Origin of the sequence: Thermoleptolyngbya sp. PKUAC-SCTB121, assembly GCF_016919485.1 — a bacterium.
Taxonomy (GTDB): domain Bacteria; phylum Cyanobacteriota; class Cyanobacteriia; order Elainellales; family Elainellaceae; genus Thermoleptolyngbya; species Thermoleptolyngbya sichuanensis.
The window spans coordinates 2264497-2284154 of the sequence record NZ_CP070366.1 but is presented as its reverse complement, the minus strand read 5'-3'; the positions used below and the strand labels follow the sequence as shown (position 1 = coordinate 2284154).

Sequence of the window (19658 nt, the reverse complement as noted above, 5' to 3'; positions counted from 1 at the left end):
CCTTTAGCCGAAGCCTAACCCTGTATCTTCCCCTTCGTATCTTCAATCTCTCCCCGCACCCACACAGCGGTGGCGGGAGCCAGCAGCACGCCGTTGCGGTAGTGCCCTGTGGACAGAATGACGTTTGGGCAGGCGCTCAGACGCTCCAGCACAGGCGCGGGGCGGTTGGCGGGGCGAGGGCGCAGACCCGACCAAGTGTGTTGCACCTCGGCTTGGGCGAGGACAGGACAGAGGGCGATCGCCCCCTCCCAGACCGTTTTTAGCGCGGCGGGGCTGGCGGCGATCGCCCCTAAACCATTTGCCTGACTAAAACTCGACGCAGACTCCCCTTCTGCAAATTCTGGAAACTCGACCGTTGCGCCAATCCAGTATTCTCCCTGGCCCAGCGGCACGACGTGAATATCGTTGCCTGTAATCACAGGCTGAAACGTGCGATCGCCCATTGGTTCCCCCAGTTTCACCCGCATTGCCTGTCCCAAAACGGGGCGGATGTCGATCTTGGGGAGGGGCAGCGCGTCGAGTAGCGGTGTGGTTCCCAGCCCGGAGGCGATCACCACCCAATCGGCCAAGAGGCGATCGCCCTGCACGGTTCGCACACCCACGCAGCGCTGCCCCGTCGCATCGGCAAATTCTAGCGATGCAACCGGACTCGAAAAATCAAACTGCACGCCGCGCTGTGCGGCCCCTGCCACCAGCGCACGGGTCAAGGCCGTCGGATCAATCTGGCAGTCCTGTGGCGAGTAGATGCCCGCTGTGACTGCATTCAGAGAAACCTGAGGACAGCGATCGCCCACCTGAGCCGGGGCCCAATGCTCCAGCGTCCAGCCCTGCTCCCGGCGGAGGCGGATCAGCGCGTCCCATTTCGATAAATCTGCTTCATAGGACAGGAGCAAAATGCCCTGCCGATTCACGGGCACTCGCTGCCCGGTCAATTCCTCTAGCTCAGGGAGCCACTGCTGATAACGGCGGAGGCTGGTTTGTCGCAGGTTCCAGGCGCGGCCCCTAGTTTTCTGGCTGATCGCGCCCATCAGCACGCCCAGCGCGGCCCCTGTCGAGGCGCGGGCCGGAGGCTGACGATCGACTACGGTAATCGCCAGACCATTCACCTGGCTTAACTCGTAGGCGATCGCCGCCCCCACCACTCCGCAGCCCACGATCACCACGCGGCTTCCGTCGGTTGGCACAATCCTACCTGCCTCTGGGGGTTAGCTGGATTATCCTAACCGTCCTGCGTCGTTGGCATCAGATCCAGAAACACCTGAAAATCGCGCAGCGCCTCGTTATAGTTCAGCAGCGCCTTTTGAGAATCGCCCGTCTGGGTCGCTTCGTCGATGGCGATTAGGTGCCCAAACACGGCCTTGGCGGCATCCAGCGCGGCGGGCTGAGCTTTCTTGGGTTCCAGCAGCCGGGCCAGGCGGGTCATCTTCGCCCGCAGTTCACCCAGCGGCCCGTGAATGAAGGTCTGCACGTCCACCCACTGCTTCTTTTGCACCAGCGGGGGAATTTCCTGCATCCGCACCCGCAGTGCGTCCACATCGCTCACGTATTTTTCAATTTGCGCCAGTTGTTCAGGTGAATAAAGTGGCCCTTTGGCAACAGGGGCGCTGCTACAGCCAATGGACAAGACGGCGATCGCCACCAACACCAAACTGAGGACGCTTCGATACCACTTTTTCATAGATCTCACTCTATTACTTGCCCAACATTTGCCAACGGATTACCCCAGAATACATCAGCCAATGGCGGGATAGTCGCAACATCCCGATAGACTGAACACTGGCTCCGGTAAAGCACTATAAACCACAAGGGGACGAGTGGGAAGGGTTTCGCAGGACGAGAGGGCACTGAATCTGACCGGAACCCTGTGCGTTCCCAATGCGCGTTTCCAAACGGCAATCGAAAATCCAAAATCCAAACAAGATTTACGCACTTGCGATAAGTTTGCTGGGTTCTGGACGATTTCTCGCGGGCTGCGCCCGCGAGAAATCATCCAACTGCGTAGGTCCTACCAAAATCCAAAACAGAGCGATGAACATGGGAGAGTCTTCAAGAGGGCGGGGGGTATTTGTGGGTCTAACGACGCTCGATCTGATTTACCAGGTCGAGGCCGTGCCCGCCAGCAATCAGAAAGTCGTGGCCCAGGATGTGGCGATCGCCGCTGGAGGCCCCGCAACCAACGCAGCCGTAACCTTTGCCCACTTGGGCGGAGACGCGCTGCTGCTGAGCAGTTTGGGACAGCACCCAATAGCGGGGTCAATTCGGGCAGACTTGGCAACTTGGGGTGTGCAGCACCGCGACCTTGACCCAGAGCGGCAGGCCTCGCCAGCGGTGTCGTCCATTTTGGTGACAGCGGCGACGGGCGATCGCGCGGTGGTATCGCGGAATGCCGTGGGGGCACAGGTGGCGGGCGATCGCCTTCCAGCCGACCTGATGCAAGCCCTGAAAGAGCGCAGGTTTGACGTGGTGCTGATCGACGGACACCAGATGGCAATTAGCGAGGCGATCGCCCAGCAGTCAAGAGCCTTGGGCATTCCCGTGGTAGTCGATGGCGGCAGTTGGAAACCGGGCTTTGAGGCAGTCTTGCGCCACACGGACTATGCCATCTGCTCGGCCAACTTTTTGCCGCCAGGGTGCGACTCGGCGGATGTGCTGCCCTACCTGCGATCGCTCGGCGTTGCCCAAGTCGCACGGACACACGGTTCTCAGCCCGTAGAATATCTCAAGGGCGAACACGCGGAGCGAGTGGCGGTTCCCACCATTTCCCCAGTAGACACGCTGGGCGCGGGCGACATCTTTCACGGCGCATTCTGCCACTTTATTTTGCAACTGGGATTCGAGGCGGCGATCGCCCAAGCAGCCCAAGTCGCTGCCCGCGCCTGCCAATCCTTTGGTCCGCGCCGCTGGATGAAAGCACCGCCGCACGAGGAGAACCCCCGCTTCCCCAAACCGGACTGATGGCAAAGGACTGATCGCAAAAAGACTGCCTGAGACTAATCTACATTTAAGATAGGCGGTGCGCTGGATGCACTCCATTCCGATTCTGCGGGCGGCGACACCCGCACCCAAGAGATGCCCATTACCAGCCCCAAAAAGATTCCCAGCATCAGCATCCAAATATGAGACGGGTCTAGCGAACACAGCAGGCGGCGATCGCCACTGTACACTTGAACCGACCATCCTCCATCTGTCACTTGATCGGGCAGTTTCTTCATGCCATTCACCTTTGGTAGTTGGTAAAAAGAAGGCAGCGCGAGTGAGGGAAGACGCGAAAAACACCAGTCACCATCGCGTCTTCTCCCCAGACTAGATATAAACTCAATTCATGAAAAGAGGTTTTGTATATAATCTTGCTTTATGTCTGATAACGCCTGCTTAAGCTTTAGTTCAGAATTGGTCGAACCCGTGCCCTATAATTGACCAGCCGTTCTATGCTAGGGCGATAGTGACTGATACTATAGTGACCGATACTGTGGTGACTGATACTGTGGTGACTGATACTACAGCGGCTTGCAGTAGGGGCAAAGATGCTCGCCTGTGCCCAAAAAACGTGAAAGGAAACGTTGTGATCCAAGCAAACCCTGCGGAATTGATAGATGGCCATCCCCTAGAAGACCTATTGGCGATCGCCCGTGCGTTGGGCTGGGGTGCAGCGAAAATTCTGCGGGCGTATTATCGGGGGGAACCGTTTCAGGATGGCACGGCCCGCAATCTCGATATCCAGAATGAAAAAGACGGCCCGGTGACTGCAGCCGATCTGGCAGTGAACAGCTTCGTACTCGGCAGACTGCACGATTTGCTGGGCGATGAGCAGTTCGGCTATCTCAGCGAAGAAACCTACAAATCCCAAGCTTCCGCCGCGCCGTTCCCTCAAGACTGGGTGTGGATTCTCGATCCGCTCGACGGCACGCGAGATTTCATTGACAAAACGGGGGAATATGCCTTTCACCTGGCGCTGGCCTATCGCGGTCGCCCGGTGCTATCGGTGGTCACCTGCCCAGAGCTAGAGCGGCAGTATTTCGCCACCCTTGGCGGTGGGGCATTTGTGGAAACGCCCGATGGAAAGGTGGAGCGGTTGCAGGTGTCGGCGTGCGATCGCCCTGCCGATCTGGTCGTGGTGGTCAGCCGCACCCACCGCGACGGACGGCTGAATGCCCTGCTGCAAAAGCTGCCCTGCCAAAACCAGCTCTCCGTTGGCAGCGTCGGCGGCAAAATCGCCGCGCTGGTCGATCGCCGAGCCGACCTCTACATCTCGCTCTCCGGCAAGTCTGCCCCCAAGGATTGGGACATGGCCGCCCCGGAACTCATCCTCACCGAGGCAGGCGGCAAATTCACCCACTTCAGCGGCGAACCCTTGCGATATAACACGGGCGATGTCAACCAGTGGGGCGGACTGATGGCCTCCAACGGTTGCTGCCACGAAGCCCTCTGCGCCGAAGCCATTCGCATCCTGGCAGAAATCGACGGCCTCTCCTGAACCCCAAGCGCTGCGCCCAACCCCGCTGCTACGCAGAATCTTCACAGTCCTGACACCCGCCATTACAGAAGCTTTGCCCCCGATCCCCTGTTTTCGCCAGAAGATCGATCCATAGGGGCGGGATCTTGGGTTTACTAAGGCTAGGAAAACCGTTCCTGTCACACGGATCTGGTCAGAATTCAGCAGCAGAGGTTCACTACATGGTTTGGGCGCTTCCTGGTCGCGCCAGCGTCTCTACGCAAGCGCTGGTCGATCGAATTTTGTCTTCGGGGCAAATGACCCGCAAAGAGCATCTCCAGCTTGCCGCCACGATCCTGTCCGATCAGCGGTTAACCCAAGCGGAGCGATATCACATTAGCCGCGTGTTTGACGAGTTGCAAGCCGGCCGCGTGATGCTGGTCGATTAGACGCTAAAGTCAGAAAAGTCAGCTCTGGATAGGAACTGGACAGGAATTGGATTGGGGACTGAGTTTCGGGCTGGATTGGGGACTGGATTGAGGATTGAGTTACAGGCTGGATTGGGCGATCGCCCAACGCAAGATATCCCCTGTTCCAGACCGCCCTATGGCGGATCGGCAACAGGCCAATGGGTTGCTTCTGCTAAGCTCTGGGTGTAGGTTTATCGTTTCCGTCATTCCGAGGGTTTTGGCGCTGTGCCCCACGCATCATCCGTCCCCATGCCACCAGTCACCCTCATCGTGACGCAGCGTGAGCGATTTAGCCCCAGCCAGGTATCGTTGGACAGCCTGCTAGCCAGCTATGGCGATTACCCGTTTCGGCTGATTTATGTAGACGGCAACTCGCCTACCCCGGTGCGCCACTACCTGGAACGCCAGGCCGCTACCTATCCCTGGATGACGCTGATTCGTCGGGAGCGATACTTGCGGTCGAACGAGGCGCGAAACCTAGCGCTGCCGTGGGTGGAGCGTCCAGGATACGTCGTGTTTCTGGATAACGACGTGGTGGTGCAGCCAGGATGGTTGCGATCGCTCGTTTTGGCGGCCGAGGCAGAACACGCTGCCATCACTGCGCCGCTCATTTTGCAAGGCGATCCCCATTCCGACAGGCTAGAGATTCACGTCGCGGGTATTGCCACCCGGTTTCATCCCCGTCGCTGGGGCAAGCGCTGGTTCGAGCAAAAGCAACTGATGGCGGGCGTGCCGCTCGCTCAGGCAGAACCTCAACTGCGGCGACAGGAGGTGGATTCAGCCGAGTTTCACTGCCTGATGGTGCGCTGGGATGTGCTGCAACGGGTGCGGCTGGATGAACAGTTCGACAGCCTCGCCAGCCACACGGATGTATCCTTTCAGGTGGCAGCGCTGGGCGGCAGGCATATTCTGGAACCGTCTGCCCGCGTGATTTTTTTGAACCCGGAGCTACTGCCCCAGTTTGACGCAACGGACTTGCCGTTTTACCGATTCAAATGGAGTGAGGGCTACACGGCGCGAAACTTTGCCCATGCGGTGCGGAAATGGGGGCTGGCGGCGGATGACCCCAGCATTAGGTCGATCTGGCGATGGGTGATTAAGAATCGGCAGATTCCAGCGCGGCTATCGGTGCAGGACGGGAGTTTGGAAGAGCGGCTGTTGACGCTGTGTGGCGATCGCCGCTGTCCTGGCTGGCTGCGAATGGCGATCGAGGACTGGGTGCTGCGGGCAAACTTCCCGTCAGAGGGCTTATCAGCCGCCAAGCCAGACGCGAGCGTGTCGCAAACGAATCAAACGGCGCGCACTCAAACGGGGCAATCTCAAACGGGGCAATCTCAAACGGGGCAAACCCAAACTTACCAAACTTATCAAACTTAAACTTGCCAAACTTATCTAGACAACCATTCCAGGGTCAACGGTTCAACTCGGTAAGTTATCTTATTTTTCTTTTCTCATGCCTCCGCTGGTTTCGGTCGTCGTCACTGCCTTTAACCAGGCGCGGTTTCTGGAAGATGCCGTGAACAGCGTGCTGCGGCAGGATTATGACAATATCGAGTGCTGGATTATCAACGATGGCTCGACCGATAGCACAGAGGCGATCGCCCAAGGGCTGATGCAGCAAGATACGCGAGTTCATTACCAGTCGCAGCCCAACGGCGGCGTATCGGCGGCTCGCAACCTGGGGGCGCGGTGTGCCCGTGGCGAGTGGGTGCAGTTTTTGGATGGGGACGACTGGCTTGCGTCGGATAAGCTATCGCGCCAGCTTGCGGCGGTGGACGGGAAGCACCCCGATCGGCTGGTAATTTACTCCGACTATGAGCGGGTGGAGCGATCGGGACTGCGCCAGCGCTGTGAAATTGGCTCACAGCCTCCAGAAGCCCTGGCGCGGCGATTGCTGATTTGCCCCGATCGCCTGGCCGACATCCCCTTTCCGCTGCTGCAACAGGCCATGCTGCTGCATCGGTCGGTGCTGGCTCAGTTCTCATTTGACGAAACCCTGCAGGCCTGCGAGGATCGAGCCTTTGGGCTAGCGCTGCTGCGGGACGGGGCGCGGTTGGTGTACGTGCCGATGGTGGCGGCGTTTTATCGACAGCATGGGGCAAACCTGACGCAAAACGCCAGGATACTGAGGCAGTCCTACGCAGCGCTATTTCGCTGGGTGGGCGATCGCTATCCCGACCTGCTTCCCGACTGCCAGCGCAGCCTTTATTTCTTACTCGACACAACCCTGGAGGCTGGAGAATATGACCTGTTTCGAGCGATCGCCCCGCTGGTGCAGTTTTCAAGTCAGGAAGCCCTGATTGAGGAACCGCTGCGACTATTGGGCGGAACGCTGCCAGTCCGCTCCCATCAGGACTTGCGGCTGGCCGTAGCACTGCGCCGACTGCTGCCTGCCCGCTGGCTCTATCCCCACCAGCGCGGCCCCAGGCTGCGATCGCTCCTAGCACGGTTTGGGAAGTGACGGAATGCTGGAGGGCCGCTCCATCAGCCCACGATTCCCCGCTTTCCCGCACCCTCTTTGCTCCTCAGCTTTAGCCACAGCATCGCACCCAGCGTCACCAGCAGCAGCGGCAGCGCGGCATAGTTCACCACGTCCCAGCCGAAGCCGTTGAGCAGGTGTCCTGATAGGAACGTAAAGCCTGCCACCGCACCAAACATTAGGAAATCGTGGGCGGCTTGCATTTTTGCTTTTTCGGCGGGCGTGTAGGTTTCGGTGAGCAGCGTGGTGGAGCCGACAAACATGAAATTCCAGCCCAGCCCCAGCACCGTGAGCGCAATCAGGAAATGGGGGAGCGTCACGCCGGAGAGGGCGATCGCCACGCTAGCAAGATTCAGCGCGACTCCTGCAAGGATAATATTGAGAACGCCAAATCTCGCGATTAGGAATCCAGTGAAGAACGACGGCGCGAACATACCCAGGACGTGCCACTGAATGACGGAGGCCGCTGAATGGAACGAATGATTCATCCCTGTCATGGCAAGCGGTGTGGCCGTCATTAGCAGCGCCATCACCCCATAGCCGACGCTGCTGCCCAAGGCTGCGACGATGAACACAGGCTGTCGCAAAATCTGTGAAAGGCTTCGGCCTTCGGGACTTGAGGGCGATCGCCCTGCTGCTGCAATTTCTTTGTGCATGACCGGACGTTGCATAACTGGGAGCCTGATGCCGATCAGCAGCAGTAGGATTAGGACTTGTAGACCCACAATTGACAGCAGCGATCCGGCAAATTCTGCCTGGGCGATCGCATCCTTTGCCACGCTGGCAAGGTTGGGGCCCAGCACCGCCGCAATTACGCCGCCCGCCACCACCAGCGAAATCGCCTGCGCCCGAAATGACTCGCTGGCGGCCTCTGCTGCCGCAAACCGATAGAACCCCGAAAACCCGCTAAACACGCCCATCAAAACAGTTCCCGCACAAAACAGCGGAAAGCTTTGGATCAGCACCGCCGCCACCGCCAGCCCAATCCCGACGATGCCAATCAGCGTGCCCACTGCAAACCCAAAGCGCCTGCCCCGCCGCTGCATCAACATCGATGCGGGAATCGTCGCCAGCATCACCGCCACCTGCATCACCGCCAGCGGCAGCGTCGCCAGCGAGGCATCGGCTACCAGCGCCCTGCCCACCAGCGCTGCCACGGTAAACAGCACAGTCATGCTAGTCATGGCGAGGGCCTGACACAGCGCCAGCAACGCTACATTCTGCCTTTCGCGGGTCATCGACGGTTCATGGCGCATGGACAGATAGCAACCTTAAATGTCGCATTGTCCGCTGAATCCTCAGGCGGCCACTTCCCCCAGTTGGGCTAGTCCCGGGCAAATTGGGAGCGCGTATGTGCAAGCATTACGGAAACCTGAAAACATTGTGTACAGCTAGTTTCCAGCATTGCCCAATGTGCTAAATTCCTCAGCGAAAAGAACTCTTGACATCGAGGAGTGGAACGGCATGGTGCAACGAGTAACGCGGACGGACAAGCTTCTCAGCTACGGCGGATTGGTTGCAGGGGTAGCAGGGCTGCTGGGCGCAAGCGTCTTCGCTCCCCTGGCGGCTCAGGCGATCGCCCCATCAACCGACTCCTTGGATGAATCTGGTCTGAAGGAATCGGCAGGTCTGCTGGCTCAAGCCCCAATCGCTCAGGCAGCTGATGTCCAGGTTTTCGAGCGGCCCAGCTACGTCAACACCTGTCGCAACAGCGGCGCGAGTACGTTAGCCGTTTACACCAGCACTGCCCAAGGCACCGTCGTCCGACAGCTTCAGCCCTACACCCGCATTACGCTGACGGGCGTGCTGGGGGATGGGGTCGCCCAGATTCGTGAACCTGCGGTGGGCTGGGTGCGTTCGGCGACGCTGCTGACCAACTGCGACGCGCGTCCCCCCGTTGACCCTGTGGGCCAGTGCTATCAGGTGACGCAGCCCGAACTGGTGGTGCGCTCGGCTCCCTACGACACGATTCTGTCTAGCGTGTTGAGTGGCGATCGCATTTACGGCACCAATCCCGTTCAGCGTCAAACAACGGCTGATGGACGTATCTGGCAGCGCGTCTATTATCGCGGCACAACGAACCTCGGCTGGGTCGCTGAAACCGGAACAGGTGGCATTGGTATCAACTTCGTGCGATGCCCGTAGCGATGCCCGTAGTTTAAACAAGGGTGGGGGGACGGCGTGCATCCTGCGTTTGTAGCCCTCACCCTGACTCCCTTTCCCAAAGGGCGAGGGACTTTCACCCCACTCAGTAGCCCTCACCCTGACTCCCTTTCCCAAAGGGCGAGGGACTTCAGCCCCACCGCCTTATCACCCCGTCACTCGCTCCAGCACTGCCCGCAGCGCGATCGCCATTGGGTCGAGGCTATACCGGGCTACGCAGCGATCGCGGGCCCGCTGTCCCTTGTGCGTTGCTTCATCGGGATGGGCCAGGATGTGCCGAAGCTGGGCAGCAAGCTGGGCAGGCGAGTCGGGGTCTGCCAGATAGCCCGTGTCGCCCAGGATATTGGGAATATCGCCAACGCGAGTCGCGAGGACGGGTTTGCCCATCGCCATGCCGTCGGTCAGCTTCAGCGGAAACTGGGCGCGGGCGATCGCCGTGTCGCGCTGGGGCACGACGACCACATCGGCGGCCGCTAGCACGGCGGGCATTTCCGCTAAAGGCGTTTTGGGCAGCGAGATAATCCACCGACCCCAGCGCGATCGCAACTGCTCATCATAGTCGTCATAAGGGTTGCCGCCCACGATTACCAGCCGCGCCGCAGGGTGGTTCAATTCTTCTAGCGCCAGGAGCAAGTCTTCTAGCCCTTTGTGCGGACGCGGCGCACCGGGAAACATCAGCACCCAAACGTCCGACAGTCCGAGCCGCCGACGGCTGGCCGCCGCATCCTGTTGCGCTGGGTCAAACAAGGACGTATCTTTGCCGTTGGGCAGATATACGCCGCCAAACCGCCGCTGCAAAAAGGTGGTGTCCACCGTCAGTCCGTCGGCCCAGGGCACGGCCCGCTCTAGCCAGCGAAGGTAAAAGGGATGATCGGGCGATCGCAACGCTCCACCCGGTTTCAGCAGATCTCGCGCCAATTGCTGGGGGCCAGGTCGATAGCGCCAGTCGTCGCCACCGTGCCAGCTTAGCTCCCAGTCGTCCATGTCCAGCAGCAGCGGCCGCCGCACTTGCAGCCGTCGCAGCAGCCCCAGTCCAAAGCTAGTGGGCTTGGGCTTCACGGCATAAAGGACATCGCCCGTCAGGTGGGACAAAACCCGCCGCGCCGTGCCCAAGATCGCGGGATAGCTTGCCCCCGGAAACGCCAGCACCTCCATCCCCGCAGGCGGCTCTGTATACAGCGCCTCGCCAAACCGGAAGCCGACCAACTGCACGCCACAGCCCAGGGTTTGCAACACCTGCGCCAGCAACAACGCTCGCACTGCCCCGCCCCCCGACCAGTCGCTGACCACCAGCGACACGCTAAGTTCAGACAGCAGGGGGCGCTGAGGCATCGGCAGGGCTGCTTAAAACGGCGCGACAGGCTTCTACGCTGTCTCGGCGCTCCATCGCGGCCACCAGACGGTCGTAGGCAGCGCGGTGAGTTTCCAGCATATTTTTTGCCTGGAGCGTGGCCCAGCGCTCCTTGAGGGCCGCTTCGGCGGGCGATCGCCGCAAGGCATTCCACAATGCGTAAAGCGTCTGGCGATCGTTGCCGCCGCCCTCGGCATTGCCATAGACCAGCGTTTCCGCCGCAATCCCCGCCATCCAGACGGTACAGTAGCGATCGATTTGCTGGGCCGACAGTTTACCCTGCAACAGTTCTGCGTCTAGCTGGGTCGTATCAAAGCTCACGCCGCCCGCGCCGGGTTGCCCCTGCCGCAGCGCTTCCCAGGCGCTCAGCGTATAGCCCGTGATGGGAATGTCGAGATGGTGCGCCACCAGAAAATGCCCCGCCTCATGCCGCAGCACCCGCGCCCGGTGTTCTGGCGAAAAGCCCGCTACCCAGTCCAGCAGAAGCGTCCCGCCCCGTCCCTGCCAGGTCAGCGTGTCCAGCGTCGCCGCACCCAGCAGCCCTCCAGCGGCGATCGCCGTCACCAGCGGCGACACATGGATCACCGGCCCCAGCAGGCTCAGCATCGTAAACGCAAAGACCGTAACCGCGATCAGGTTCAGCGCAGACTGATTCATGAACACTCAAGCAAGCAAACAACAACCGGAGGCAGCAATAATTCACCCTCCTATTCCCATCATCGCATCATCCCCCTTCCTTCTTCCCCCTTCGTTCTTCGTTCTTCCCTCTTCCCTCTTCGTTCTTCCCTCTTCCCTCTTCCCCCCTCAACTCCAAACCACCCCACCCCCACCACATCCCTCCATCCCGGAAAACACCGCCTGCGAGGCCCGCCATGTCTCAAGCTGACGGCGATATTGCACCAACTGGGCGCGATATTCTGGCGAAATGCTGGGAGAGCCAATCATCGGGCCAATCACTCGCAGTGCCTCTGCCCAGTCGTTGCTGCAAATCGACCCCTGAAACGCGGCATAGAGCTGCTCAAAGCTAATGTCTTGGGCTTCGGGCGCAAAGACGATGGTACGCTCAGCGGGCTGATCCGACCAGATGGGCTGGGCGCTGCTCTGGCAACTGGGCAGGTTGGCGTAGACCGCCCGCACGGCCCGCAAGTCTTCAAGCTGGCGGCGATATTCGACCAATTGCTGACGCGATTCTGGCGTGATGCCTGCCGAGGCGATAAGAGGGGCGATCGCCCTGAGTGCCCCGTTCCAGTCGTTGCTGCACACCGACAGTTGCAGGTTGCGATACAGTTCCTCAGCCCGCAGGTTGACAGGCGACTGTGCCGCCTCTGCCGCCTCGCCCAGCGCCCCCACGGCCAGAGCCGGAGCCACCATCGTCAGGGAATAGATTGCTTTTTTCATGCCACGCTCATCCAGAAGCTTTGAGAAGGTTGAATCGGACATCCGTCCAAATATCTCAACTTCCACCAGGGCGATCGCGCATCCGGAAGAAGCATGAGCGACTCCTTACAACAGCCCCCCTCGGACATCAGCCCGATTGGTGAAGCAGCGAGCGGGTATCTGACAGTTTATCCGTCTGCATCAAGCAAGTGCCCCGTAGAACAAGACTTAAATCTTTACTAGATTCCTGTGGATCTGGATGATTTGTTTAGAATCCTGATGGTAATTCTTGTGCTTGAATACTTGTGCTTGAATAAACGAGGGATTTTTTAGCAGGATGTAGCTCTGATGAAAGCGATCGCCATTTACCACAACAAAGGTGGAGTCGGAAAAACCACCACGGCTGTTAACCTGGCTGCTGCCTTTACCAATAAGGGCAAGAAGGTACTGCTGGTGGATATTGATGCCCAGGCCAATTCCACCTTTGCGACGGGCCTGATCAAGTTTCAGTTTGAAGAAGAGGACAACCTCAAAGACCGAAATATTTTTCACATCATTAGTGCCGGGGATTTCAACTTCATTCCAGAAATCGTCCGTCGCTCCAATGGGTTCAACACGCCAGAAATCGATGTCATCCCCTCGCACATTACGCTAATCGATGAACAACAGCGCCTGACTCGCATTGCCGCTAGTCGCCTCCGCCTAAATATGAAGCTCCAGCAAGTAGAAGACGACTACGACATTGTGATTATTGATGCGCCGCCCTCCCGTGATCTCTACGCAGAAATTGCGCTAATTGCGGCCGATTATTTGATTATTCCGTCTGATTTGAAGCCCTTTGCGAACCAGGGCTTGAGCAATGTCAAGAACTTCGTCAGTGAGGTAAATGAAACACGGTCTAGCATCGGCAAGAAGCCACTCAATGTCTTAGGGGTTTTGCCTTCTAAGGTGTTAACGAATAATCGTTACCTGGAGCATGTCTTTCCCCGGCAGCGAGAAGCAGTGGTGCAGCGGTATGGGCTGCCGCTGCTGGATACCGTCATCTATGAGCGGATTGCCTTGTCTAACTGCGTGAACAACACCTTGACGATGGGAAACCTGGAGATTCCAGACCCCAAGTCTATTTTTGAATTTGATGCAGATTCCGAGTCGGTGAAGGAGTTCAGGAACCTTTCCTACGAAGTGATGCAAAAAATTGGGGCCTAGGGAATGAGCGAATATTATCTGGTGGATGTCAAAAGTATTACCTCGAAGGTGCCCCGCTCTCAGTTTGCTGTAAATGAAATCGAAGCGCTGGCTAAGAGCATTTTGGCGGCGGGTGGTTTGCTGTCTCCCATTCTGCTGAAGCAGACGGGGGCAGAAAGCTATGAGGTGCTGGCGGGCGATCGCGAGTATTATGCTGCCGTGCGGGCCCGAGAAATCAACCCCCGCGAAGCCGAGATGGTGAATGCGTTTGTGGTGCCGGAGGATGTGTCAGACGCTGCGGTTGAACAATTTGAACAATCTAGAGCGCTGCATCCGTCTCCGCCTTCAGTGCCCAGCCCCGACACGCAAACGCCTACCCTTGCCCCTCTTAGCTATATGGATCAACGAGTCACTAATCTAGAATCGCGACTGGATGCTGCAATTCAAGACATGAAACAAACCCAGCAGCGAGACATACAGCGATTAGAACAACACCTCCAGGCACTCCAGCAGCAGATTCCTCAGAAGGTAGAGCCGCTGGAAACCTTCAACACCGCCCCTCCAGCAACCCTGATGCAGAAGCTGGCGAGCGCTGGTATTCGAGGTAAAACGGCTGACACACTCATCAAAAACATTGAAAAAGCTCGTGCCAAAGCGCCCTTCACCTCATTTTCGGATGTAGTCAAACGGGTCGAGAAGCTAGGCGATAAGCGAATGCTCAGCATTCTAGATGCATGGAACAGAGTCTTCTAAGGGAGAATGGATTCAGCCTTCCCTTCATAGTTTTTTGTTAGCTAGGAGGTGTTGATAGCTGGCAGCTATCTCGAAGAATAGTGCTGCTCTATCCAAATTCTGACTTCGCGTTCGGAAGTGCAAGTGATTTTAGATTGAGTGTGTGGATCGTAGATTTGCCAAAGGCTTGAGCCAGTCCTTTGCGGAATTTCTCGGATGATTGGCTCTGAGCTTCCTGATAAATGATTGACCCAACTTAAAACCAGTTCTAACCAACGATTTTGAGTTGAATGATTCGGGTTTTCGAGATGAGATGCGGCGCTGACCGAAGGAGCCTGGGATGAGGAAGTGGGAGAAACTTCAGAAACATTCATACGGCTTGGAGGAGGGAAAGGGGTTCACAGTTCCAAGCTTCGCTAATTCAAAGCCATTTGATAAGGTACAGATTTTCAAACTTTAACTAGTACAGTTATTGAAGACTAGAAACTGTACTACCTGTTTTGAGCCAAACTGTACCGGGTGAAAACGGGGGCGATCGCCTATAGTGCATCTATAGTGCTTTCGTAGCGGTTGTTTTGCGCCGCTCTGCGCCTGTGAAAATTCCCCTCGATCGGCGATCGCCCCAGCCCGTCTACCTGCAAATTCGCCAGCGCATCCATCGCCTGATTCAGTCGGGAACGCTGCAACCGGGCGATCGCCTGCCCTCCATCCGCAGCCTGGCCGAAGCAGCCCAGGTCAACAAGCTCACGGTTATCGAAGCCTACAGCGTGCTAGAAGCAGACGGACTGATCTACGCCCGCCCTGGCTCTGGCTATTTCGTTAGCGAACCGTCCGTCACCTCGCCGATTCCGCCGTCCCGCTTTGCCCCCTCTCAGGAGGTCATTATTCCTGACCAGGGCGAAATGTCTTACTTCGACATTTACATGGCCTCTGTGTCAGCGCTGCATCAGGATGGCGTGACGGTCTTCAGTTCCGGCTTTCCCCACCCCCACGACACAGACATTCTCCAGCGGGTGGCTCGTCGCGCCTTTAAGGAGATGGGGGCGCTGCTGTTTAACTATGACCTGCCGCAGGGACAATATCCCTTGCGAAAGCAAATTGCTCAACTGCTGGTGCAAAAGGGGCTAGATGCCTCGCCCGACCAGTTGATTGTCACCAATGGGTCTATGCAGGGACTGTCGCTGGTGATGCAGGAAATTGTGCAGCCCGGTGACTGGGTCATTGTAGAAAGCCCGACTTTTCACGGCGCGTTGGCGGTTCTTCAGCAGCTTGGTGCACGGGTGATCGGCATTCCCATGACTCGCGACGGCATGAACCTCGACCTGCTGGCGCAATACCTCCACAGCCATCGCCCCCGGCTGATTTATACCATCAGCACGCTGCACAACCCAACGGGCATTACCACTGACCTCGCCCATCGCCAGCAGTTGCTCGATCTGGCCCGCCGCTACGATTGCCGCATTCTGGAAGACAACGCCTACGAAGGGCTGAACTTTGACCCCGTGCCGCCCCCCATCAAGGCGCTGGATCAAGACGACTTTGTGATTTACGCAGGGACGTTTACCAAAACGCTGATGCCCGGTCTGCGGGTGGGCTATCTGGTCGCGACGGGGGACGACTATGGACGGCTGCGAGAGCGCAAGATGCTGCATGACCTGTGTGTGTCTACGGCTTCGCAGGCGATTGTCAGCGAGTATTTGGCGACGGGCTACTATCGCCGCCATTTGGCGCAGTTGTGTACGCGCAATCTTCAGGGGCGTGGTGTCATGCTGCAGGCATTGGAGCAATACTTTCCTGCCGAGGCTTCCTGGACAGTGCCTACTGGGGGGCTGTTTCTCTGGGTGAAGCTGCCAGATCGCCTGCCGATGCAGTTGGTATGCAGCGAGGCAGCGTCCGAGGGCATTTTGGTCACACCCGGTTCTGCATTTTTCCCAAATTTGCAGGGCTACCCGGCAATGCGGCTGAATTTTTCCTTTGATGCAGAGGTAATTGAGCAGGGAATGGCAATCCTTGGACGCATTATGAAACGCCACTTGGCCACCTGAGCGGAACATTTCGGCGCAGGTTGGGCAACTCCGGCACTTTTGGAGCGCGATCGCCCGCTGGACGGCTCGACGTGATCGAGGAGATGGACGGCTGGGTCAGTCCGCGCTTGCAGATTCGGTTTGAACCCAGCGAGTCGGGCTTGCAGATTTTCCGCCCAGATGGGCAGCCTTTTCTGACGTTTGTAGAACTAGAGACGCTACGACTTCAGGCCCAGCAGCAGGCCGAACAGGCCCAGCAGCGGGCTGAGCGTGCAGAGCGCCGCGCAGAACGACTTGCCGAATGCCTGCGGGCCCTCGGCATTGACCCGGACTATATCCAATAGCGAACGAGCCGGGAACCTTGGGATGGCAGATAGCGGGAATGGGCAGCATCGGGTGCGATCGCCCCAAAGAATTCCCCAAAACTCTTCACGAGGAACGGCCGGGAATACTTTAGCGAGACACGCCGATGGCATCAGTAATGGACTGGCTGAGCGATCGCCACTCTTCGTACTCCAGCTTGTCCGATTCGTACAGTTCGCGCAGCACACCGGAAAACTGCTGGCAGGCGAGATAAAGATCAACCAGTGCCTTGCCTGCGTTTAGCGCCAGAAAGTCGCGCGAGTAGATTACGTCGTCATCGATCCGCTGCCGAGAGGGGGAATAGCAAACGCTGGTATAACCGATTCCCTGAGGCACAACCTCAATCATCCAACCGCGATAAAAGTCTGTTAAGCAAGCACTATTCATACAGGTGACTGGTTTTTCTATATTCGTTGGGAATTCGTTGAGACTGTTCGAGTCCGCGTATGCTGCGAAGCACCAAATTTGACAAACAGCACCAAGACCTGAAGCAAAAGGACGAAAGCGAGTGCCGGAAAGCTCTGTCAGCTTGGGCCAACCTGGCTAGTCAAGCCTTAGCGCCTTACAACGCTTATCAGCGACCCGTGCTTTCGAGCGCACCAAGCGGGATCAAGCTGCGCTGAGAGAATTGCTCCGTAGGATCGAGAGCGATCGCCCTAGACGGCTACATGAGACAAACTAAAACCAAGAATTTCCTGAACGCTCTGGAAAACCAGCAGAACTGAGCAACCCAAATTCAAGGAACTATCCGAGAATATACTGAATTTTCCTAGTCTGAGAATAGCGCGAACCAGCGTAATCACTTACGTTAAGTCAGCAAGAATTCATTAATGATTTGTTGAAGCTCGATTCAGACAAATCTAGTTATGACTCGAAACGATTGTTCATGACTGGATTGAGCCGAATCCGATAGGCTGGAGGTAAGAGTTAAGAATGTCTTATACCCATGATGACTTCTACTAAATTTAATCTGCTGCCGGGTCGCTCTGTCTGGCAGTCGGCGGTTTTACTGGCGGTAGGGTTTTGGCTCAGCGGCAGCCTGCTGCTGGATCTGGTCGTGATGCCTGCCATGTACGCCAGCGGCATGATGACGCAGCCCGGTTTTGCCAGCGCAGGCTACAGCATGTTCTGGGTTTTCAACCGTCTGGGGCTGTTGTGTGTGGCGATCGCCTTCGTGGGGCTTCTCTCGCTTTTGCGGCAGCACAAAGTTGCGGGCTGGGCAATCGCTGCGGTCTGGCTCCTGTTGGGCGTGACCTTTGTATTGACCTACGTGATGACTCCCGTGATGAGCGGTCTAGCGATGCCGCTGAACTGGCTGACGAGTGAAGCCAGCATTCCTGGCAGCATGGCGCAAATGCACGGAATTTACTGGGTTTTGGAACTGGTTAAGCTAGGGCTGAGTGCAGCGCTGCTGGTCGCGGTGGGTCGGCGGTTTTTGGGCGAGCGGCTGGAAGCGGGACGCTAGGTGGGTTTGTTTAGGCAGGTTCGTTACCGTCCAATGACTCATCCAGCGGCTCGTCTGGCAACTCATCCGCCGCACCCAGCAGCAGACGCATAGCCATGACGACAAACCCAATCGCGGCGATCGCCTTGATCCAGCGGGTCGGCACAACCTGAGCCACGCCGCCGCCCAGCATCACGCCCAAAAAACTGGCCAGCACCAGCGCTACTGCCGTCCCCAAAAACACAGCCCGAACAGACTTGCCGCTGCTGCCGAGGGCGATCGCCGCAAGCTGGCTTTTGTCCCCCAGTTCCGACACAAACACCGTGACAAACGCCAGTCCCAGCAAATTCCAGTCCATTTTTGCTCTATCCCTGAATTACATCCCACACCAGCATTCCCGCCACAACCAGCAGCAACACGGCTGCTGCTTTGTCGAGCAGTCGGGGCGAAATGCGGGTCGAGAGCCACTTGCCCAGCAGCACCCCACAAAGACTCGTGGCGATTAGCGCTGAACCCGCTCCCAAAAACACCACCCACGGCGCTTTGGACTGGGCACTCATAAGCAGCACCGTCATTTGGGTTTTGTCGCCAATTTCTGCCAGGAAAATCGTGATAAAAGTCGAGAAGAAAATGCCGAATTCGTCTCGCAGACGGAGCGGCTGAGCAGTCGGCGCAGGCTGGGTTGAGTCGGCAGCCCCGTCAGACGACGCAGCAAGCGGCTGAATCGAAGGGGGGACTGGGCGCTCAGCGGTCAAAACGGGTGAAGATAGAATCGAGTCGGGGGAAACCAGGCTCACGGGCAGTCACCAATGTTTTTCATATTCTTCTCATTTTATGGCAATCCGTCTGCTCCGTCACCCGCGCTCCTAGAAAGTCTGGTAAGTGAACTGTGATTTCTTCCCATTCTCAGGCGGTTTCCTTCAACGATCGATGGCTGCATTGGCTGCAAACCGAGCGGGCGATCGCCGTCATTCGTGCGCCCAACCTGGCGACCGGCGAGGCCATGGCGCGGGCAGTGGCGGCGGGTGGAATGCGGCTGATCGAAGTTACCTGGAACAGCGATCGCCCTGAAACCCTGGTGCATCAACTGCGGCAGCGCTTGCCCGACTGTCTGATTGGCGCGGGCACGATTACTACTCCCCAGCAGGTGAGTGCGGCGATCGCCAGCGGAGCCCAGTTTTTGTTTAGCCCGCACACAAACCGGGCGCTGATTCAGCAGGCGGCCGAACTCGAGATTCCCTTTGTGGCGGGGGCCCTCACGCCGACGGAAATCATGACCGCATGGCAGGCGGGCGCAGCGGCGGTGAAGGTGTTCCCGATTCAGTGTGTCGGCGGCGCAGACTATTTGCGGGCCGTGCGAGAACCGCTGGGCGAGATTCCGCTAGTGCCCACGGGCGGGGTCACGCTGGAGAATGCGCGAACCATGCTGGAGGCAGGGGCGATCGCCGTTGGGCTGGCGGGGCAGTTATTTCCCAAGGCGGCCGTGAAAAATGGGGAATGGGCGATCGTGCAAGAACGAGCCGCGCAGCTAAAACACAGCCTTGAACACAGCCTTGAACCAAGCCTCGGCAGTCGGGCTGCGTTCGGTGCTGTGTAAGACACGGCCGGGCCAATTTTTGATATAAAATTCTATCAATA

General features: G+C 58.0%; 22 protein-coding genes. 12 read left to right on the top strand and 10 right to left on the bottom strand.

Annotated features, from left to right (window positions below):
• Positions 1 to 14 precede the first annotated feature (14 nt).
• Positions 15 to 1184: an FAD-binding oxidoreductase gene (locus JTM80_RS09630; protein WP_205371077.1), complete on the bottom strand. Its 1170-nt coding sequence runs from the start codon at positions 1182 to 1184 to the stop codon at positions 15 to 17.
• Positions 1185 to 1219: 35 nt separating this feature from the next.
• On the bottom strand, positions 1220 to 1678 hold the full coding sequence (gene psbQ, locus JTM80_RS09625; RefSeq protein WP_205371075.1) for a photosystem II protein PsbQ: 459 nt from the start codon (positions 1676 to 1678) through the stop codon (positions 1220 to 1222).
• Between the two features lie 356 nt (positions 1679 to 2034).
• Between psbQ and JTM80_RS09620 the strand changes: the two genes are divergently transcribed.
• Positions 2035 to 2955 carry a PfkB family carbohydrate kinase gene (locus tag JTM80_RS09620; protein WP_172358301.1) on the top strand — a complete coding sequence of 307 codons (921 nt, stop codon included), beginning with the start codon at positions 2035 to 2037 and terminating at the stop codon, positions 2953 to 2955.
• Positions 2956 to 2990: 35 nt separating this feature from the next.
• On the opposite strand, the gene JTM80_RS09615 is transcribed toward JTM80_RS09620, so the two are convergent.
• Complete coding sequence (locus JTM80_RS09615) at positions 2991 to 3212, bottom strand: hypothetical protein (RefSeq protein WP_205371073.1); 222 nt, start codon at positions 3210 to 3212, stop codon at positions 2991 to 2993.
• A 335-nt stretch (positions 3213 to 3547) separates the two neighbouring features.
• Here JTM80_RS09615 and JTM80_RS09610 point away from each other — a divergent pair, with 335 nt between their 5' ends.
• The 4 genes from JTM80_RS09610 to JTM80_RS09595 all read left to right on the top strand — a co-directional run bounded on the left by JTM80_RS09610 (position 3548) and on the right by JTM80_RS09595 (position 7363).
• Complete coding sequence (locus JTM80_RS09610) at positions 3548 to 4474, top strand: 3'(2'),5'-bisphosphate nucleotidase CysQ (protein ID WP_225906814.1); 927 nt, start codon at positions 3548 to 3550, stop codon at positions 4472 to 4474.
• A gap of 200 nt (positions 4475 to 4674) precedes the next feature.
• Positions 4675 to 4881 carry a hypothetical protein gene (locus tag JTM80_RS09605; protein ID WP_172358303.1) on the top strand — a complete coding sequence of 69 codons (207 nt, stop codon included), beginning with the start codon at positions 4675 to 4677 and terminating at the stop codon, positions 4879 to 4881.
• 270 nt (positions 4882 to 5151) lie between these two features.
• Positions 5152 to 6279 carry a glycosyltransferase family 2 protein gene (locus tag JTM80_RS09600; RefSeq protein WP_205371071.1) on the top strand — a complete coding sequence of 376 codons (1128 nt, stop codon included), beginning with the start codon at positions 5152 to 5154 and terminating at the stop codon, positions 6277 to 6279.
• A 76-nt stretch (positions 6280 to 6355) separates the two neighbouring features.
• Entirely contained in the window at positions 6356 to 7363 is a 1008-nt protein-coding gene (locus JTM80_RS09595) for a glycosyltransferase (protein ID WP_172358305.1), read from the top strand.
• Positions 7364 to 7386: 23 nt separating this feature from the next.
• On the opposite strand, the gene JTM80_RS09590 is transcribed toward JTM80_RS09595, so the two are convergent.
• Complete coding sequence (locus JTM80_RS09590; protein WP_172359089.1) at positions 7387 to 8619, bottom strand: MFS transporter; 1233 nt, start codon at positions 8617 to 8619, stop codon at positions 7387 to 7389.
• A gap of 226 nt (positions 8620 to 8845) precedes the next feature.
• Between JTM80_RS09590 and JTM80_RS09585 the strand changes: the two genes are divergently transcribed.
• On the top strand, positions 8846 to 9526 hold the full coding sequence (locus JTM80_RS09585; RefSeq protein WP_172358306.1) for a hypothetical protein: 681 nt from the start codon (positions 8846 to 8848) through the stop codon (positions 9524 to 9526).
• Positions 9527 to 9691: 165 nt separating this feature from the next.
• Here JTM80_RS09585 and JTM80_RS09580 read toward each other — a convergent pair whose 3' ends face one another.
• From JTM80_RS09580 to JTM80_RS09570, 3 genes are all read right to left on the bottom strand, one after another.
• On the bottom strand, positions 9692 to 10876 hold the full coding sequence (locus JTM80_RS09580; RefSeq protein ID WP_205371069.1) for a glycosyltransferase family 4 protein: 1185 nt from the start codon (positions 10874 to 10876) through the stop codon (positions 9692 to 9694).
• Entirely contained in the window at positions 10851 to 11552 is a 702-nt protein-coding gene (locus JTM80_RS09575; RefSeq protein ID WP_172358308.1) for an ATP-dependent Zn protease, read from the bottom strand. The genes JTM80_RS09580 and JTM80_RS09575 overlap by 26 nt, the downstream gene beginning before the upstream one ends.
• A 147-nt stretch (positions 11553 to 11699) precedes the next feature.
• Complete coding sequence (locus JTM80_RS09570; protein ID WP_205371067.1) at positions 11700 to 12293, bottom strand: hypothetical protein; 594 nt, start codon at positions 12291 to 12293, stop codon at positions 11700 to 11702.
• A 327-nt stretch (positions 12294 to 12620) separates the two neighbouring features.
• Between JTM80_RS09570 and JTM80_RS09565 the strand changes: the two genes are divergently transcribed.
• The 4 genes from JTM80_RS09565 to JTM80_RS09550 all read left to right on the top strand — a co-directional run bounded on the left by JTM80_RS09565 (position 12621) and on the right by JTM80_RS09550 (position 16557).
• Positions 12621 to 13478 (top strand): ParA family protein, encoded by an 858-nt coding sequence (locus JTM80_RS09565; RefSeq protein ID WP_172358310.1) that lies wholly within the window; start codon positions 12621 to 12623, stop codon positions 13476 to 13478.
• Positions 13479 to 13481: 3 nt separating this feature from the next.
• Positions 13482 to 14210 carry a ParB N-terminal domain-containing protein gene (locus JTM80_RS09560; protein WP_172358311.1) on the top strand — a complete coding sequence of 243 codons (729 nt, stop codon included), beginning with the start codon at positions 13482 to 13484 and terminating at the stop codon, positions 14208 to 14210.
• A 572-nt stretch (positions 14211 to 14782) separates the two neighbouring features.
• Positions 14783 to 16234: a PLP-dependent aminotransferase family protein gene (locus JTM80_RS09555; protein WP_172358312.1), complete on the top strand. Its 1452-nt coding sequence runs from the start codon at positions 14783 to 14785 to the stop codon at positions 16232 to 16234.
• Between the two features lie 20 nt (positions 16235 to 16254).
• Complete coding sequence (locus tag JTM80_RS09550; RefSeq protein WP_172358313.1) at positions 16255 to 16557, top strand: hypothetical protein; 303 nt, start codon at positions 16255 to 16257, stop codon at positions 16555 to 16557.
• Positions 16558 to 16666: 109 nt separating this feature from the next.
• Here the strand turns inward: JTM80_RS09550 and JTM80_RS09545 are convergent, their stop codons facing one another.
• On the bottom strand, positions 16667 to 16912 hold the full coding sequence (locus JTM80_RS09545; protein ID WP_172358314.1) for a hypothetical protein: 246 nt from the start codon (positions 16910 to 16912) through the stop codon (positions 16667 to 16669).
• A gap of 610 nt (positions 16913 to 17522) precedes the next feature.
• Between JTM80_RS09545 and JTM80_RS09540 the strand changes: the two genes are divergently transcribed.
• A complete protein-coding gene (locus JTM80_RS09540; protein WP_205371066.1) occupies positions 17523 to 18041 on the top strand; it encodes a hypothetical protein in 519 nt (172 codons plus the stop codon).
• Between the two features lie 10 nt (positions 18042 to 18051).
• Here the strand turns inward: JTM80_RS09540 and JTM80_RS09535 are convergent, their stop codons facing one another.
• Positions 18052 to 18378: a TMEM165/GDT1 family protein gene (locus tag JTM80_RS09535; RefSeq protein WP_172358315.1), complete on the bottom strand. Its 327-nt coding sequence runs from the start codon at positions 18376 to 18378 to the stop codon at positions 18052 to 18054.
• A 7-nt stretch (positions 18379 to 18385) separates the two neighbouring features.
• Positions 18386 to 18817, bottom strand: a complete 432-nt coding sequence (locus JTM80_RS09530) for a TMEM165/GDT1 family protein (RefSeq protein ID WP_225906813.1) — start codon at positions 18815 to 18817, stop codon at positions 18386 to 18388.
• A 92-nt stretch (positions 18818 to 18909) separates the two neighbouring features.
• Between JTM80_RS09530 and JTM80_RS09525 the strand changes: the two genes are divergently transcribed.
• A complete protein-coding gene (locus tag JTM80_RS09525) occupies positions 18910 to 19617 on the top strand; it encodes a bifunctional 4-hydroxy-2-oxoglutarate aldolase/2-dehydro-3-deoxy-phosphogluconate aldolase (RefSeq protein ID WP_225906812.1) in 708 nt (235 codons plus the stop codon).
• Positions 19618 to 19658 lie beyond the last annotated feature (41 nt).

Coding starts and splice junctions, on each gene's coding strand:
- psbQ (WP_205371075.1), bottom strand. CDS start 1,678: ATGAAAAAGTGGTATCGAAGCGTCCTCAGTTTGGTGTTGGTGGCGATC.
- JTM80_RS09620 (WP_172358301.1), top strand. CDS start 2,035: ATGGGAGAGTCTTCAAGAGGGCGGGGGGTATTTGTGGGTCTAACGACG.
- JTM80_RS09615 (WP_205371073.1), bottom strand. CDS start 3,212: ATGAAGAAACTGCCCGATCAAGTGACAGATGGAGGATGGTCGGTTCAA.
- JTM80_RS09605 (WP_172358303.1), top strand. CDS start 4,675: ATGGTTTGGGCGCTTCCTGGTCGCGCCAGCGTCTCTACGCAAGCGCTG.
- JTM80_RS09600 (WP_205371071.1), top strand. CDS start 5,152: ATGCCACCAGTCACCCTCATCGTGACGCAGCGTGAGCGATTTAGCCCC.
- JTM80_RS09595 (WP_172358305.1), top strand. CDS start 6,356: ATGCCTCCGCTGGTTTCGGTCGTCGTCACTGCCTTTAACCAGGCGCGG.
- JTM80_RS09590 (WP_172359089.1), bottom strand. CDS start 8,619: ATGACCCGCGAAAGGCAGAATGTAGCGTTGCTGGCGCTGTGTCAGGCC.
- JTM80_RS09585 (WP_172358306.1), top strand. CDS start 8,846: ATGGTGCAACGAGTAACGCGGACGGACAAGCTTCTCAGCTACGGCGGA.
- JTM80_RS09580 (WP_205371069.1), bottom strand. CDS start 10,876: ATGCCTCAGCGCCCCCTGCTGTCTGAACTTAGCGTGTCGCTGGTGGTC.
- JTM80_RS09575 (WP_172358308.1), bottom strand. CDS start 11,552: ATGAATCAGTCTGCGCTGAACCTGATCGCGGTTACGGTCTTTGCGTTT.
- JTM80_RS09570 (WP_205371067.1), bottom strand. CDS start 12,293: ATGAAAAAAGCAATCTATTCCCTGACGATGGTGGCTCCGGCTCTGGCC.
- JTM80_RS09565 (WP_172358310.1), top strand. CDS start 12,621: ATGAAAGCGATCGCCATTTACCACAACAAAGGTGGAGTCGGAAAAACC.
- JTM80_RS09560 (WP_172358311.1), top strand. CDS start 13,482: ATGAGCGAATATTATCTGGTGGATGTCAAAAGTATTACCTCGAAGGTG.
- JTM80_RS09540 (WP_205371066.1), top strand. CDS start 17,523: ATGATGACTTCTACTAAATTTAATCTGCTGCCGGGTCGCTCTGTCTGG.
- JTM80_RS09535 (WP_172358315.1), bottom strand. CDS start 18,378: ATGGACTGGAATTTGCTGGGACTGGCGTTTGTCACGGTGTTTGTGTCG.